This window comes from Bacteroidota bacterium, assembly GCA_016195025.1.
Classification (GTDB): Bacteria; Bacteroidota; Bacteroidia; order Palsa-948; family Palsa-948; genus Palsa-948.
In genome coordinates this window covers 1-16,739 of the sequence record JACQAL010000060.1, presented here as the reverse complement: position 1 = coordinate 16,739, position 16,739 = coordinate 1, and the positions used below count along the sequence as shown (strand labels likewise).

Below are 16,739 nucleotides of genomic sequence, written 5' to 3'. Positions count from 1 at the left end.
TTTTCATGTCGCAAAAAATATCTTCAGAAATTCCTGCTGGCGAAATCAGCAGGATGAAACACTGGATGCCACACCTCATTGCTGTTGGAATTTTCCTTCTGATAACGGTTGCTTATTTTTCTCCGGTTATTTTCAGCGGCAAAGAAATTTTTCAGGAAGACATTATGCGCGCGCGCGGAGTATCGAAAGAGATTGCAGATTTTCGCGCACAAAATCACCAAGAGCCCTACTGGACAAACTCTCTCTTCTGCGGAATGCCCGCTTACCAGATTTCCACCATTTATCTTTCAAGCAAACTGGAATATGTTCAGAAAATTTTTTCACTCTTCCTTCCTCATCCTGTGCGCTATATTTTTCTCTGCTTCCTCGGATTTTATTTTCTGCTGCAGGTGTTGAAAGTAGATTCGTGGCTTTCCATTGCGGGCGCGCTGGCGTTCGGGCTTTCATCTTATTTTTTTATTTGCATTGACACAGGGCATAATTCAAAAATGGCTGCCATCTCGTACATGGCTCCGGTGTTGGGAGGAATGATTTTAACATACAGGGGAAAACTTCTGACGGGAACGGCTGTCACAGCATTTTTTCTTTCAATGGAAATTTTTTCCAACCATCCGCAGATTCTTTACTATCTCGGATTTGTTCTGGTGTTTTACGGCTTGTCGGAATTATTCAATGCATGGAAAGAAAAAAAGTTCAGCGGCTTTTTGAAAAGTTCTGCTGCCGTTGGAATGGCCGCGCTCATTGCACTCGGAGTAAACATTACGAGTTTGTGGGCAACTGCCGATTACAGCAAGTACACCATTCGCGGAGGAACGGAACTTACCATTAATCCCGATGGAACAAAGAACGAACGCAACGTAACATCGGGGCTTGATAAAGATTATGCAACAGCATGGAGTTACGGAGTAGGGGAGACGATGACGCTGCTGATTCCGAATTTCAAAGGCGGAAGTTCTTCTCCGATTGGAAATAATAAAAGCGCGCTCGAAAAAGTTGACCCTGAAAAACGCGAATCCGTTTCGCGCATGTATCAATATTTTGGCGACCAGCCCTTCACCATGGGACCGGTCTATGCCGGGGCCATTGTAATTTTTCTTTTCGTACTCGGATTATTTTTAGTGAAAGGACCGCTCAAATGGGCGCTGGTGTTGTCAACAATTATTTCCATCTGGCTTTCGTGGGGAAAAAACGATCCGTTGGGGTTAAGCAACTTCATGCTCGATCATTTTCCCGCTTACAATAAATTCCGCGCGGTGGCAATGATACTTGTGATTGCTGAATTTACCATTCCTCTTCTTGGAGTTCTTGCCATCCATGAAATTTTTCAACGGAAGAATTTTCTCACAGAGAATTTTTCTCTTCCGTTCAAACAAACATTCAGCGGGCAAAAAATTTTAATCGCCTCTTTTGTTCTCACCGGAGGAATTGCATTGCTCTGCTGGCTTGCCCCCGGAATGTTTACGAATTTTTCACAGCCCGATGAATTCAATGAACTCATGGCGCAGATTAAGCAAAGCAATCCCGATGCGCAGGATTCACAGATAAAAAATTACTTGTCTGAAATGCTTCCCTCTGTGGAAGTAGCTCGCAAAGCCATCGTGAAATCAGATGCCCTGCGGAGTTTTATTTTTATTCTGCTTGCTGCTGCTGCGCTGTGGCTCTTTGCAAAAAATAAAATCGTGAACAAAAAAATTCTCATTGCTTCTCTCATCATTCTTGTTTCGCTCGACATGATTTTAATTGACAGAAGGTATCTGAACAGCGAAAGTTTCGTGAAGAAAAATGAAATGCAAAATCCATTTGCATCCATGGGCAGACCCAACAATGCCGATTTGGAAATTCTCAAAGACAAAGACCCCTACTTCCGGGTATGGAACACATTTGCTCGTCCTGACCAGGATGCCGCCACTTCTTATTTTCATAAATCCATCAGCGGTTATCACGGAGCAAAACTCAGGCGATACCAGGAGTTGATTGACTTCCATATTAACCGCAGGAACATGTCTGTGATAAATATGCTGAATACAAAATATGTGATTGTGCCGGGAGAAAAAAATGAAGCCGTTGCTTATCCGAACCGCGAAACGCTGGGCAACGCATGGTTTGTGAGCCAGTATAAAATTGTAGCGAACCCCGATTCGGAAATTATGGCGCTGAAAAATTTCAAACCGGAAATAACTGCAATTGTTGACAAACGCTTTGAAGAAAATGTGAAAGGGTTCAGCGTGCCGAATGAATTTTCAGGGAACATCAAACTCACTTCATATAAGGCAAATGATTTAGCGTATGAATCCAATTCTTCTTCCGAAGGGTTGGCGGTGTTTTCAGAAATTTATTATCCGAACGGATGGAATGCTTATGTAGATGGAAAACCCACTCCGCACTTCCGTGTGAATTATGTTTTGCGTGCAATGAGAATACCGGCAGGGAAACATAATGTGGAATTCAAGTTCGAACCGAAAATTATTTTCACAGGAGAAAAAATTTCTGCCGCAAGCATGGGGCTTCTCTTTTTGCTATGCGGATTCGCTGCGTTTACGGAATTCAAAAGAAAAGTGGTATGAATCGCGAATGAAAACGAATATTCTAAGCATACAAAATATTTTGGCTGTCATTCGTTGATTCGCCCTCTTTCGTTATTCGCACAATGAAAAAAGTTTTAATCATTACCTATTACTGGCCTCCGAGCGGTGGTGCAGGCGTTCAGCGGTGGCTGAAGTTTGTAAAATACCTGCGCGAGTTCGGATGGGAACCTATTGTTTACACAACTGAAAATCCAGAAGCACCTGTACTCGACCATTCGCTTGAAAAAGATATTCCGGAAAATATCACCGTGCTGAAAACAAAAATATGGGAGCCGTATAATCTCTACAAAAGTTTTATCGGGCAGAAGAAGGAAGAAAAAATAAATGCCGGCTTTCTCTCTGAAAAAGAAAAACCCGGGATGGCAGAAAAAATTTCGGTATGGATTCGCGGCAACTGGTTTATTCCCGATGCGCGCAAATTCTGGATTAAGCCGTCAGTAAAATTTTTGGCAGGGCAGCTCAAAAAAAATCCTGTGAATGCAATTGTTTCTACCGGACCTCCGCACAGCATGCATCTTATCGCATTGGAATTAAAAAAGAAAATAAATATTCCATGGCTTGCTGATTTCCGTGACCCGTGGACAAACATTGATTTTTACAAAGACCTCAAACTCACAAAAACAGCGGATGCCCAACATAAAAAACTGGAGAAAGAAGTTTTACAGAATGCCGATAAAGTTATTTCCATAGGAGAAACCATATCGGAAGAGTTCAAAAATATTTTAGGAAAGCAGTCCGAAAAATTTTCAGTGATTACAAACGGCTATGATGAAGACGATTTGTACAAAGGAGAAATTATTCCCGATAAAAAATTTTCCATAGCTCATATCGGTTCTATCACTCCAAGCAGGAATCCTGTTGCGCTCTGGAAAACTTTATTGGAACTGGTAAAAGAAAATTCTTCCTTTGGAAATGACCTGGAAATAAAACTTGTAGGAAAGGCAGATGTAAGCGTGGAAAAATCCCTGAAGGAATTTGATTTGGAAAAGTTCGTGAATAAAATTTCCTACCTGCCGCATTCGGAAGTGGCCAAACTTCAGCAGCAGGCACAGGTGCTTCTTTTGCTTTTAAATAACACTCCCAATGCAAAAGGAATTCTCACCGGAAAATTTTTTGAATACCTCTCGGTCAAGCGCCCCATTCTTTGTATTGGAAGCGAAGACGGTGACGCAGCAAAAATTATCCGCGAAACAACTGCAGGCGTTACCTGCGATTTTTCCGACAGCAAAAAAATGCAGGAAGAAATTTTGAAACTCTATTCGCTTTACAGGGAAGGGAAATTAATTTCTTATTCCAAAGGGATTGAAAAATATTCGAGGAAGGAACTTACTAAGAAACTCGTTGAAATTTTAGATAAAGTAATTAACTGACAAAGCCAGCAGTTAATTTCCGAACTCCGAAATAAATTTAATCCTCACCAGCCGCACTTCTTCTTCACTGAATTCATCCTCGCCCAGTTCTTTCAGTGCTTCGGAAACAGAATCGGTATGCGCTTCGCGGAGGTATTCGTAAATGGCATCCTGCTTATCTTCGTCCACTACTTCGTTAATGTAATGGCTTATGTTCACACGCGTGCCGGCAGAAATAATGCTTTCCAGTTCGTCAATCACCTGCTTCATGTTTAACCCTTTTGCATCGGCAATGTCTTCGAGCCCTAATTTTCTATCGAGCGCCTGAATGAGATAAACTTTTAATCCGGATTTATTCACAATGGATTTCACAATTAAATCCTGCGGCCGCTCAATTTCATTTTCCTTCACGTACTTTGCAATCATGTCGGCAAATGGTTTTCCGTAACGCTGTGCCTTGCCGGGACCAACTCCGGAAATTTTTGCCACTTCCTCAATTGTGGCAGGATAGTTAATGGACATTTCGGAAAGCGAGTTCTCGGAAAAAATTACATAGGGAGGAAGATTATTTTTCTTTGCCACTTGCTTGCATAAATCCTTCAGCATGGTGTAAAGCGTTTGGTCAAGCGCTCCGCCTCCGCGCCCTCCGGCAGAAATTATTTCTTTATCGTCATCCGCTTGGGAACTTGAAAAATCATGGTCCTTCGTCAGCATGAATGAATAGGGCTTGTCGAGAAATTTTTTTCCTTTCTTCGTTACTTTCAGCAGGCCGTAATTATCAATATCTTTCGAAAGAAATCCTTCTACATATGCCTGCCGTATTACCGCGTTCCAAAATCTTTCATCCTTCTCATCTTCCGCGCCTTTGCCAAAAATTTCCAGTTCGTTGTGCTTATATTGCCGGATGGAAGAAGTAATCGTACCTGTTAGCACATGCACAATATATTTTGCTTTGAATTTTTCTTTTACGCTCAAAACGCAATCGAGCAACAGGGCTACATCGTCCTTTCCTTCGAATTTTGTTTTTGGATGCAGGCAGTTGTCGCAGTTGCCGCAGTTTTCTTCTTCATATTGTTCTCCGAAGTAATGCAAAAGCATTTTTCTCCGGCAAACAGAAGATTCAGAAAAAGAAACCACTTCCTGAATTAACTGCCGGTGAATTTCCTGCTCGGCAATGGGTTTTCCTTTCAGGAATTTTTCAAATTTGGCAATATCCTGTTCGCTGTAAAAGGCAATACATTTTCCTTCTCCTCCGTCTCTACCCGAGCGGCCGGTTTCCTGGTAATATCCTTCGAGCGATTTTGGAATATCAAAGTGTATCACAAAGCGCACATCGGGTTTGTCAATTCCCATTCCGAAAGCAATGGTGGCGACAATCACTTCTATTTCTTCCATGAGGAATTGGTCCTGCGTTTTGGTGCGCACTTCTTTTTCCAAGCCCGCATGATAAGGAAGCGCGCGAATATTATTTGCACTGAGTGTTTGGGCAAGCACTTCTGTTCCCTTGCGGCTGAGGCAGTAAATGATTCCTGATTTGTTCGGATTCTGCCGGATGTATTTTATAATTTGCTTGGGTGCTTCAATCTTTGAGCGCACTTCATAATATAAATTCGGGCGGTTGAACGATGCCTTAAAAACAGTTGCATCCGGAATGTTCAGGTTTTTCAAAATGTCCTGCTGAACTTTTGGTGTTGCTGTTGCGGTGAGAGCAATGATGGGAACTCTTCCGATTTGATTAATGAGTTCTCTTATTCTTCTATATTCAGGGCGGAAATCATGCCCCCATTCCGAAATGCAGTGCGCCTCGTCAATGGCGATGAAAGAAATTTTCAGGCCCTTGAAAAATTCTACATTGGCTTCTTTCGCCAGCGATTCGGGAGCCACGTAAAGAATTTTTGTTTTGCCTTCGGTGAGTTCCTGTTTTACTTTTATTATTTCTGCTTTCGCAAGAGAGGAATTCAAAAAGTGAGCAATGTTATCTTTCGTTCCGAAACCGCGAATCAAATCCACCTGGTTTTTCATCAGTGCAATGAGCGGTGAAACAACGATGGTGGTTCCTTCAGAAATAAGTGCGGGCAATTGATAGCAGAGGGATTTTCCTCCGCCTGTGGGCATAATCACAAAGGTGTCCTTTCCGTTCAGGACATTTTCCATTATTTCTTCCTGTTCGCCTTTAAACTTGGTGAACCCGAAAAATTTTTTGAGATGCCCTTTCAGCGAAAGCGTTTCGGCAACAGCCATGTTGTCTAACGATTTTGGATTACTTTTGTGAGCAAAATAGAGCGTTGTTTCTTGGCTAAAGTGAATATACAATATTTCTGAATACCCGAAAAATTTTTTCTGAGTATTTTAGACAGATTCTACCATATATATAATGTACGAACTGACAATAATAATTCCCGCCTATAACGAAGAAAATTCGCTGAAGCAGTTTCTTCCCGAAGTGATTTCTTTTTGCGAAGAAAAAAAATTCAAACTCATTGTGGTGAATGACGGCTCATCAGATGGTACGCAGAAAGTGCTGAAAATTTTTTCTTCACCTGTTCTGTTCATTATCCACAATAAATTAAACAAAGGATACGGTGGCGCAATTAAAACAGGTGTTGCCGCTGCGGAAACCACTTATTGTATCACCATTGATGCAGATGGCCAGCATGAGTTGAAGGATGTAGAAAAACTTTTCAATGAAATAAAAAATTCTGATGCCGATATGGTGGTGGGAAGACGGAGCACTGGCGGAAATGCTTACCGGAATGCCGGCAGGTCGCTCATTCGCTCGGTGGCAAAATTGTTAATGCCCGTTCACATTCACGATTTAAATTCGGGAATGAAAATTTACAACACCGCGCTTGCAAAAAAATATCTTCATCTCTGCCCGAACACCATGGCATACAGCGATGTGATTGCACTTGTGTTCATCAGCCAGCGGCACCTGGTAAAAGAAATTCCGGTTACCATTCATCCGCGCACAAGCGGAACAAGCACCATCAATACGCTCACCGCTTTTGAAACGCTCAAACAAATTCTGAATATTGTTTTGCTGTTTAATCCTATGCGCGTATTTTTTCCGCTATCGGTTTTTTTTATTCTTGTTAGCATTGCTTGGGGACTGCCCATTGTGCTGAAAGGAAACGGAGTGAGCGTGGGCGCCATGCTTGGAATCATTACGGGAATTGTTTTCTTTTTGCTTGGTCTGCTCGCAGAACAACTTTCGCTCATCAGAAAAAATTTAAACGGATAGTTTGGGCGAATGGCTGATATAGATTATTTCCGCGAAGCAGAGATTCTTTCTCACTATCTCATTCATCAATCCCCTTCTAAAAAAGAAAAATTGCTGTATGCCGATGCCATGCAAAAACTGAATATCCATTTATCTTTGGAAGAAGAAAAAAAATGGAACTTCCTTATGAAAAATAACTGGGCTCTTCCATTTGCAGATGCAGCGCTTGCTGTAAAAAATCCTTCTTCAACCATTCGCAGAAAAATTTTTCTGATGCTTGCCATTCTCGAAGCAAGCCCGAAGCACTGTGAATATTTTCTTCCGAAAAAATATTCATCTTTATATCTCGTAACATTTTTTTTTGTTAGTATTCGCGCTATAGCAAGAAGAATTTTCGGCTCACTATTACTCAAATTCATCTGATGGAAGATTTTATTGTGGTAGGTTCGGGCTGCACGGGTGCAATGGCTGCACAAACGCTGGTAGAAGCAGGAGCAAAAGTTTGCATGCTCGATGCCGGATTATCGGAAGAAAAATATAAAAATAGTATTCCCGACAAAGATTTTATTTCTCTCCGGCAAACAGAAGAAGAACAGCATCGTTATTTTTTAGGAGATAATTTCGAAGGAGTTCCCTGGGGAAATGTAACTACCGGTGCGCAACTGACTCCGCCCAGAAAATTTGTGATTGAAAAAGTTAATGAACTGCTGAAGTTTGATTCATCTTCTTTTTTCCCTATGGAAAGTTTGGCGTACGGAGGACTGGGAAGCACTTGGGGCGTTGGCTGCAATTTTTTTTCCGGTGCCGAACTGGGGAAATGCGGTCTTGAAAAAAATAAAATGAAAGATGCGTATCAACTGGTTGCATCGCGCATAGGCATCAGCGCGGAAAAGGATGATGCAAGCGCGTATACATGCGGAGAAATTCAAAATCATTTTCCATCCATTGAGTTGGATTCCGGTTCAAAAAAAATTTATAAAAAATATTTACGGAAGAAACAGCAAATTAATAAAGAAGGATTTTATTTGGGCAAACCCGCGCTTGCTCTGCTGACCAATGATAAAAATGGCAGAAAAAAAATTTCTTACAATGACATGGATTTTTATTCTGACAGGGAGCAATCAGCATGGCGGCCATGGATTACAATTGAGCAATTGAAAAAACAAAATAATTTCCGTTACATTGGCAATCAACTTGTTTTAAAATTTTCAGAGAAGGAAGATTACATTGAAGTGGAGTGTTTGAATATTTCCACGAATGAAAAACAAATTCATCAATGCAGGAAATTAGTTCTTGCCAGCGGCACGCTTGGCACTGCAAGAATTATTCTCCGTTCATTTCAGAAAGAAGCGCATCGGCTTCCGCTGCTATGCAATCCATATACGTATGTTCCTTCGCTGAATTGGCAAATGCTCGGAAAAGAAATGGATCGCTTCCGAACAGGTTTTGCTCAATTGGTGATGGCGTATGATCCGCAGAAAAAAAATGAAGATGTTTCCATCGCCTCCATTTATACCTATCGCTCGCTTCTGCTTTTCAGAATAATCAAAGAAGTCCCGTTTGCTTTTCAGGATGCAAGAATCATCATGCAGTATTTGCTTCCTGCTATTACTATTTTCGGCATCCACCATCCGGAAGAATATTCTCCTGCAAAAAAAATCTGGCTCGAAGAAAATAAAAACTCTCCCACCGCGGATAGTATGAAGGCCGAATATATTTTTTCAGAGGAAGAAAAAAAGAAAATAATTTCCAGAGAGAAGAAATTTACAGGAACCATGCGAAAACTTGGATGCATTGCTTTGAAAAAAGTAAACCCCGGATTAGGTGCGAGCATTCATTATGCGGGAACGCTTCCTTTCAATGAAAATAATTTGCTGTATTCGCTGCATCCTTCCGGAAAATTGAATGGTGCAAAAAATATTTTTGTTGCCGATGGTTCAGGATTTAAATATTTGCCCGCAAAAGGATTGACTTTTTCTCTCATGGCGAATGCGCACAATGTGGCTTTAAATTCACTTGCATGAAGATTGTAATTACAGGAGCGAATGGATTTATCGGCTCTCATCTTGCTGATTTTTTTTCTGAAAAAGGTTGGCAGGTAATTTCTCTTACCCGAAAAGAATTTGACTTTACCAAAATGCCGGATGAAAAATATTTTCAAGATGCAAATGTTTTAATTCATTGTGCTTTTATAAAAAATTCTTTTGAAGAAAATGTAGAAGGAACAAAGCAATTGGTAGAACGCACCAGAAAACAGGGAATTAAAAAATATATTTTTCTTTCGAGCATATCAGCAAAAGAAGATGCGGTGTCGCTTTATGGAAAACAAAAATTTGCCTGTGAGAAATTTTTCAAAAAAGAAAACGACTGGATTATCCGCAGCGGACTTGTGATTGGAAATGGAGGATTGTTCAAAGAAATGACCGAGTTTGTCAGAAGAAAAAAAATTATTCCGCTGATTGACGGAGGCAAACAGCCCATGCAAACAATTTACATAGGAGATTTATGTTCTGCAATTGAAAATGGAATTGAAAAAAACATCTCCGGAATTTCTTTGCTGGCGGAAGCAGAGCCGATTACTTATAAAGAATTTTATACAACACTTTGCAAATGGCTTAATGTAAAAGCAACTTTTATTCCCCTCTCTTATTTTCTGATAAATATTTTACTTTTTATTCCGAAATTTCTGGGAATAAAACTTCCGGTAACGAGAGAAAATCTGAAAGGGCTGAAAAAACTCGAAACAGTAAACACGCAGCCATCCATAGAAAAAATCGGAATCACTCTTCGCTCATTCTGGCAATCGCTCGAGGCGCTGAATAAATAATTATTTCTTCAGGTGTTGAAGCGCTACGTTTAAATTATTTTTTGCAAGATTAAAATCCGGCTGAAGCGCGAGTGCCATTTCGCAGGCGTCTTTCGCTTCGTTCCATTTTTCCAGAGAGTTATAAGCCGAACATAAATTATTATAGGCAATGGCGCTGGAAGGATTTTTTGAAATCGCCATGCGGCAGGCATCAATCATCGCCTCAAATTTTTTTTCATTGTAAAATTTCAAACTTAAATTAATGTATTCATCTGCTGTCAATCCCTGTGGCAGATTGCTTTGCTTAATTATGATAGTTTCAGAGGTGGATTTATTTTTCTGAAGCAAAGCAAAATTCATATTGCTGCGAACAAAATCCATATTCGGATTTATTGCCAATGCTTTTTTGCATGCTTCAATTTCTTCGTCCCATTTTCCCAGCATTCCATACGCACTCGCGAGCAAGCTCCAGGTGTTTGCATAATTCTGTTTTAATGCGATGGATTTTTGGCAAGCGTCAATGCATTCAGCATATTTTTTAAAATAATAATTCATTCCTGCCAAAGAATAATAAAGATAAAAAGTTGGCTGTGTGTTTATCCTCTCATTCATTTTTCCAAGAACATCATCTGCATTTTTGTTTCTGAAATTTTCTACTACTGCGCAAAGAGGAGTGTTGTCGGCTTTTACTTCGTATACTGTGTTCGGTGGCGGCCAGCTTTCCAGCATTTCCGGAGTGTACTTGCATTCCACAGTTTGAACAATTTCATAATCCCATTCACGGGAATCTTCCATGCAAAGAACATGTTTGTATCCGGTTTTTTTTCGGATATAATATTTGGCTTTCATCTGGTCACCATACCAGTTTCGGATTCGAATAGTATCATCTTGTTTTGGCGTGACATTTTTTTGAATCCATTCCACTGCCTGCCTCACCGAACTTCCCCAAAAATCTGTTTCATATTTTTTAAACGCGCCATCCACTCCTCCTATCAACGGGCTGAAATAAACATTTTCATTCGGATGATTTTTGACCATGAAGTAAATTGGCTCAATCAATGTTAAACCAAGAATTGAAATGAATATAATCCTAAAATAATTTTTAACCCGCATTCTTAAAATATTTTCGAATGAAAGCGCACAGCAAACTACTAATGGAGGATAAGCAAATAAAACATGGCGCGCATCATCATAGATATTTGATTTATTAAAAATCACAAAACATATAGGAAAAAGAAAAGTAAAAACTAAAAGCAAATTTTTTTTTCTGCTTATGGATGAAAAACTTTTTCGCAAAAAGAATAATGATGTAGTAATTCCTAAAAGAATAAAAAGCGGATAACCAATCATCAGCCATTTAGGAATAAAGTACCATGGAATTTCCCATCGGTTTATCCATTTTCCGCCAAAAAGTTCTAATGAATTAAATATTTCAAAGCTGGACAGAAGTTTTATTGCAAGCATCGGAACTGTAAGAGGATTTGTATGCGCGAATGGCCAGAATGCCGAAATAAAAAAATATCCTCCAGCGCAAATTAAAAATGTGAGACCAATTGAGCGGAAAAAATCTTTTATGTCTTTCTTGCTGATAATTTTTTTAAAGAGCAATACTCCCCATCGGGCGCATACAAACAATAGCAAATAAATAATTAGTAAAAGCCCTGATATGCGGATATCTGCAGCAAGTGGAATTCCAATGAGAAGTGGCAGCCATGTTTTTAAAGAAGGACGAGGAAGTTCCTGAACAAATCGAAAAATAAAAAACAAGTTGAGCATATAGAATGCAGCAAATGGCAAATCTTTCGGATTATTCATGGAGTACGCAATGATTCGCGGAGAAATGGCTAACAGCAATAAAGTTATCACGCCAGCTCGCCATCCCCCAATAAATTGCGCAACAAGTCCGCTGAAAATAATCAGCAGCAGTCCAAATAATGAATTAACAAAGTGACGGTTTTCAAATTCACCAAAGTGTAAAAAATATTTGTTGGCAATCGCGCAAATTAAATCGAACAATCCTCCATACATATTCATCTCTCCCGAAATATCATTCATTTGACTATCAAAAGCAGAATTCAAAAGTTTTCCAGTGCTGTCGATAGGGCTGCGAATGGCATCGTTGTTTTCTCCAAGAAAAAAATTCAAAATACTTTTTCCATGCTGGTTATGCGCCTGCTCATCCTCCGTAATTCCAAAATCAAAACTCAAAACAGGAAGTGTAATTCCAATAATCACCGAAAGGAGAATGAATATTTTTTTATAATCAGAAAACCACTTCATTTCTTTTTTTGTAATTGTTTTGACTGGATTGCAAAACGGAGATTGTTTTTTGCTAATTGATTAGTTGGATTCAGATGAACTGCTTTTTCACCTGCTTCAATCGCCTTATCCCAATTTCCAAGAATGTTGTATGCGCTGCAAATATTGTTGTAGGCAAGATCATAGTCGGGTTTTAACTTCAGTGCTTTTTCGCAGGCGCTGATGCACTCTTCGTATTTGCCGGCATTGTAATATTCCAAACTTAGTTGAATATAATTTTCAGGAGTTGGATTGTTCGTGGCATTTTCAAGAGCAATTTCCAGAGAGGATTTCTGATTTTTATTCGCGACAGAATTTTTTCCTTTCGCGGCATTCAGAAAATATTTCGCCTGCTCATCATTCGGTAAAATGCTTAGCAGTTCATTTGCCATTTTATTTACTTTATCAAATTCTCCGCGGTTAAAATAAATAGTCAACAGCATGTAGCGCGAATTCGTATAGCCGTGCGAAATCTTCAGCGATTTTTCCAGCAGCGCAATGGCTTCATCGGTCCGTTTATGGTCATTCAAAAAGCGCGCGTAATAATAATAGCAGTCGGGCGCATCACCGCGGTATGAAATGGCGTTCTTAAAATACGGTTCTGCTTCCTGCGGATTTCCCATTGCATCTTTTAAAATTCCCATGTTCACATGCAGGTAAGCGTAGTAAGGCCAGAGTTTAAGCGCATCGGTAAAATATTTTTCAGCGCCTTTGTAATCGCCTCTTCCCATCAGCACCAGCCCGTAGTTCATCAATCCTCGCCCGTTGTTCGGGCTTTTCACCGAAACATCGTACCACAACGATTCATCGGTTTCCCAAACTTTATTGCGCTGACGTGTTCCATACGCATACGCAGAAAGAAGAAGCAAAGAAAAAATAAATGAAATGGAAATTAATTTTTTCTCAGAAGAAAACTCTTTTTTTATTCCCTGCAGAAATAAAAACACCAGCCAGCACACGCTGAGCGCAAGTCCGATATACGGAAAAAAAATCCGATGGTCATTCATCACTTCGGAAAGCGGAAAAATGCTTGAAGAAGGAAGGAGCGCGAGGAAGAACCAGAAAATTCCAAATGAAACCGGGCGGAGTTTTTCATAGCGGGAACAAAGGAGTCCGAAGAAAAATAAAATTGCGACAAACAAAAAACCAATAATAACTTTGAAATTCCAAACCGAATCAAATACCTGCCAATCGGTATCTGCCGAAAGCCAGAAGGGAAGAAAAAAAGTTTTGAAGTAATGAAGAATGATATAGGGCTGAGAGATTAAATAAAGATGGCGCGAAGTGAAAGCGCCCACCCAGGTGGGCGGCTGTTTCACCTGCTGAAACAAATAACATGCTCCGCAAAAAATAAAGGCAGGCAAAGATAATTTCACCGCAGAAAAAAAAGAGTTCAGGTTTTCTTTTTTCCGGAAATTGGTGAAAGAAATTTTCTTTTCGAACATGGCAATGTAAATAAACAGAAGCGGAGCAAACATAACTGCCGGAAGTTTGGTGAGCACGCCAAGCGCAACGGGAATCAGGTATAAAAAATATTTCCTGCTCCGCTCAGAATACATATACATTACAAACGCAAGCACTACAAAAAAAGTGGAAAGCGAATCTCCGCGCGCTATGATGTAATTAATGGTTTCGGCATTGGCGGGATGAAGAAGATACCATGCCGCAGCAAGAAGTGCAACAAAAAAATTCCAGGCATGAGGAAATGCAATGGAAAAAATTTTATAGAAGAGAAAAAACAGAAGCAATCCCTGCGCCAGAAAAAAAACAAACTGCGAAACGTGAAAGTAAAAAGGATTCAACCCTCCCCCCAGCCAATAATCAATGGCGAGCGTGGTGGTAACCATTGGACGGTAGGATTGATTGGAAGGAAGTGAACTGAATGTTCTTCCGTCTTTAAAGAACAACGGAATATTTTTTATATCCTGAACATAACTGTTATTCACAATGGTGTGCATGTCGTCAAAATGAAATGCGTTGTGAAAATGATTGGAGTAAACGAGCGTTACCGCCAGGGCGAGGGCAGAAAAGAAAACCAGAAACTTCTTTACGGGGATTTTTTCCGGTTCTGCCGGAGATTTCTTTTCCAATTCAAAATAGCGAACAAAATTTTTCAGGTTCTCTGAAAAATAATAGCGTGCAGTATGCGCGGAAGGAGTTCCTGCCATAAATTTTATTCCTGAAAGATAAAGTTAATTTTTTTTAAGGATGAAACCCTATTCATTTCCTTCTTCTCCTTTCGAAAAAGTTTTTTCTTCTTTCACGCCCCCGTTCTCATTGTAAAATTTCCATTTGCCGTTTTTCTGGTAATCGCCCAGCGCGGTGTTGAAAATCATTTGTCCTTCTTCCTTCAGGTTGCCGTTGTCGTAATATTCTTTGCTGTCGTAAGTTTTTCGTTTGGTGTCGGTGATGTCGAGGGTGGAAGTGGGCTTGCCGTTCAGGTTAAAAAATTTCCGCTGAAGATAGTATTCACATTTTCTATCGTATTCTTCCACGTAGGAGAGTTGTCCGCTCGGATAATAATCTTCTTCTTTTAATGTATTGCTTCCGGAATATGCAATCACCGAACGTGGTTTTCCATCCTGGTAAAAAATATTCATGGCGCTTTTGCTGAGGTCGGTCATTTTGAATTCGCGCTCCAGCTGCCCGCTGGGAAAATAATTTTTATATGCCTTCAACTGCCCGTCAATGTAATATCCTTTGTGAAGAAGTTTTCCATCGGGATATTCGTCTTCAATCCAGCCCTGCGCGGCATAGCCCTTTCCATCGTTGCGCGTGGAATCTCCGCCTGTGCCGATGCAAAGGTTATCGTACACATTTATTCCGTAAGCCGAATCATACACATCCACGAACTCGAGCACTTCTCCTTTTTTCACCTGCGCCTGGCAAACAGTGAATGAAAAATGGCAACCGATAAATAAGATAAAACAGAGAAGTAACTTTTTTACCATGTGAAACCTTAAAAGAAAATGTTTGCGAAAATACAAATTACTGAGAGAAAATGTTCCCTTATCTCAATGACCTTTCGCAGCCAGCCAGCGCTCGGCATCCAAAGCCGCCATGCATCCGCTTCCGGCAGCAGTTACCGCCTGGCGGTAAACTTTATCCTGCACATCTCCGCAGGCGAAAACACCTTCCACATTTGTTCTGGTTGAGTTGGGAACAGTGATGATGTATCCCTGCGCATCCATTTTTATTTTTCCGTTGAAGATTTCCGTGTTGGGCTGGTGGCCGATGGCGACAAAAAATCCGGTGATGTTAATTTTCCGTTCTTCGCCTGTTTTCACATTTTTTATTTTCGCTCCGCTTACTCCGGTTTCGCCAAGCACTTCCACCGTTTCATGATTGTAAAGCAATTCAATGTTTGCCGTATTTTCCACGCGGTGCTGCATGGCTTTGGAGGCGCGCAAAAAATCTTTCCGCACCAGCATGTACACTTTGCGGCAGAGTTTGGAAAGATACGTTGCTTCTTCGGCAGCGGTATCGCCTCCGCCCACAATCGCCACATCCTGCCCTTTGAAAAAAAATCCATCGCACACTGCGCAGGCGGAAACCCCTCCGCTGAGTTTTCGCAGGCGCTGCTCCGATTCAATGCCGAGCCATTTTGCCGATGCGCCCGTGGAAATAATTATTGATTCTGCAATGAGCGTATCTTTTTCATCCACCACCACTTTATAGGGATAGGAAGAAAAATCAACCGAGGAAGCGTAGCCGTAAATTATTTTTGTGCCGAAGCGCTCCGCCTGTTTGCGGAAGTCATCCATCATCTGCGGTCCCTGAATTCCACTGGGGTAGCCGGGATAATTTTCAACTTCGGTGGTGGTCATCAACTGCCCGCCAGGTTCCATTCCGGCAATCATTACCGGTTTTAAATCTGCGCGCGCGGCATAAATGGCTGCCGTGTATCCGGCAGGACCGGAGCCGATGATGAGGCATTTTACTTTTTCAGATTGCATAAACTATTTTGTGCAAATATATTCACAAAGCAACTGCTTGTTTGGAAAAAAATGAATTGTTTGAATAGAGTTCTTTCAGGAAAAGAAAGCGGGCCGGCAAACTAATTTTTCAGAACGTGCACCGCTTACTGTATCACCACTTTCTCCGTAAAAACTTTCAAACAAACTCTCCCTCTTTCCCTCTCTTTATACTGAAACAAATCGGCTTTGCGAAATGTTGAAGTCCAAAGTTCCAAATTCCCTGCCTTGCCGGCCGGCCGGCAAGTCCCAAATTCCAAGAAAACAGCCGTTGCTGTTGGCTGTTTCTTGGGGCTTGAAACTTGGGGCTTGATGCTTGGGACTTTCTCATTTTTCGGAAACCTAACTACCTTCGGTATAATAAAATCTAAACTTTTATTCCTATTACGCAAATATCATCCTTCCCGATAGAAGCCGTATCGGGATGGATTCAAACCTTTACAGCAAATTCATTTCTTATCTTCTATATTCTAATACCGATTACGCAAATATCATCCACTTGTTCAT

11 protein-coding genes are annotated in these 16,739 nt (G+C 40.7%); 6 read left to right on the top strand and 5 right to left on the bottom strand.

What is annotated here, in order from left to right:
* Positions 1–5 precede the first annotated feature (5 nt).
* Positions 6–2,564, top strand: coding sequence for a YfhO family protein (locus HY063_11920; GenBank protein MBI3502489.1), 2,559 nt, complete (start codon positions 6–8; stop codon positions 2,562–2,564).
* An 83-nt stretch (positions 2,565–2,647) separates the two neighbouring features.
* The gene (locus HY063_11915; protein ID MBI3502488.1) at positions 2,648–3,955 is read left to right on the top strand and encodes a glycosyltransferase family 4 protein; all 1,308 of its coding nucleotides are present in this window, start codon (positions 2,648–2,650) and stop codon (positions 3,953–3,955) included.
* A gap of 12 nt (positions 3,956–3,967) precedes the next feature.
* Here the strand turns inward: HY063_11915 and recQ are convergent, their stop codons facing one another.
* Positions 3,968–6,175 (bottom strand): DNA helicase RecQ, encoded by a 2,208-nt coding sequence (recQ, locus tag HY063_11910; GenBank protein MBI3502487.1) that lies wholly within the window; start codon positions 6,173–6,175, stop codon positions 3,968–3,970.
* Positions 6,176–6,308: 133 nt separating this feature from the next.
* Between recQ and HY063_11905 the strand changes: the two genes are divergently transcribed.
* The 4 genes from HY063_11905 to HY063_11890 are packed head-to-tail and all read left to right on the top strand — an operon-like array spanning position 6,309 to position 9,981.
* A complete protein-coding gene (locus tag HY063_11905; protein MBI3502486.1) occupies positions 6,309–7,175 on the top strand; it encodes a glycosyltransferase family 2 protein in 867 nt (288 codons plus the stop codon).
* A gap of 9 nt (positions 7,176–7,184) precedes the next feature.
* The gene (locus tag HY063_11900; GenBank protein MBI3502485.1) at positions 7,185–7,577 is read left to right on the top strand and encodes a hypothetical protein; all 393 of its coding nucleotides are present in this window, start codon (positions 7,185–7,187) and stop codon (positions 7,575–7,577) included.
* On the top strand, positions 7,577–9,178 hold the full coding sequence (locus HY063_11895; protein MBI3502484.1) for a hypothetical protein: 1,602 nt from the start codon (positions 7,577–7,579) through the stop codon (positions 9,176–9,178). The genes HY063_11900 and HY063_11895 overlap by 1 nt, the downstream gene beginning before the upstream one ends.
* On the top strand, positions 9,175–9,981 hold the full coding sequence (locus HY063_11890) for an NAD(P)-dependent oxidoreductase (protein ID MBI3502483.1): 807 nt from the start codon (positions 9,175–9,177) through the stop codon (positions 9,979–9,981). The genes HY063_11895 and HY063_11890 overlap by 4 nt, the downstream gene beginning before the upstream one ends.
* Here the strand turns inward: HY063_11890 and HY063_11885 are convergent, their stop codons facing one another.
* The 4 genes from HY063_11885 to trxB all read right to left on the bottom strand — a co-directional run bounded on the left by HY063_11885 (position 9,982) and on the right by trxB (position 16,214).
* On the bottom strand, positions 9,982–12,240 hold the full coding sequence (locus HY063_11885; protein ID MBI3502482.1) for a glycosyltransferase family 39 protein: 2,259 nt from the start codon (positions 12,238–12,240) through the stop codon (positions 9,982–9,984). It lies immediately after the preceding gene.
* Positions 12,237–14,426: a tetratricopeptide repeat protein gene (locus HY063_11880; GenBank protein ID MBI3502481.1), complete on the bottom strand. Its 2,190-nt coding sequence runs from the start codon at positions 14,424–14,426 to the stop codon at positions 12,237–12,239. The genes HY063_11885 and HY063_11880 overlap by 4 nt, the downstream gene beginning before the upstream one ends.
* Positions 14,427–14,474: 48 nt before the next feature.
* Entirely contained in the window at positions 14,475–15,209 is a 735-nt protein-coding gene (locus tag HY063_11875; GenBank protein ID MBI3502480.1) for a hypothetical protein, read from the bottom strand.
* 63 nt (positions 15,210–15,272) lie between these two features.
* On the bottom strand, positions 15,273–16,214 hold the full coding sequence (gene trxB / locus HY063_11870; protein MBI3502479.1) for a thioredoxin-disulfide reductase: 942 nt from the start codon (positions 16,212–16,214) through the stop codon (positions 15,273–15,275).
* Positions 16,215–16,739 lie beyond the last annotated feature (525 nt).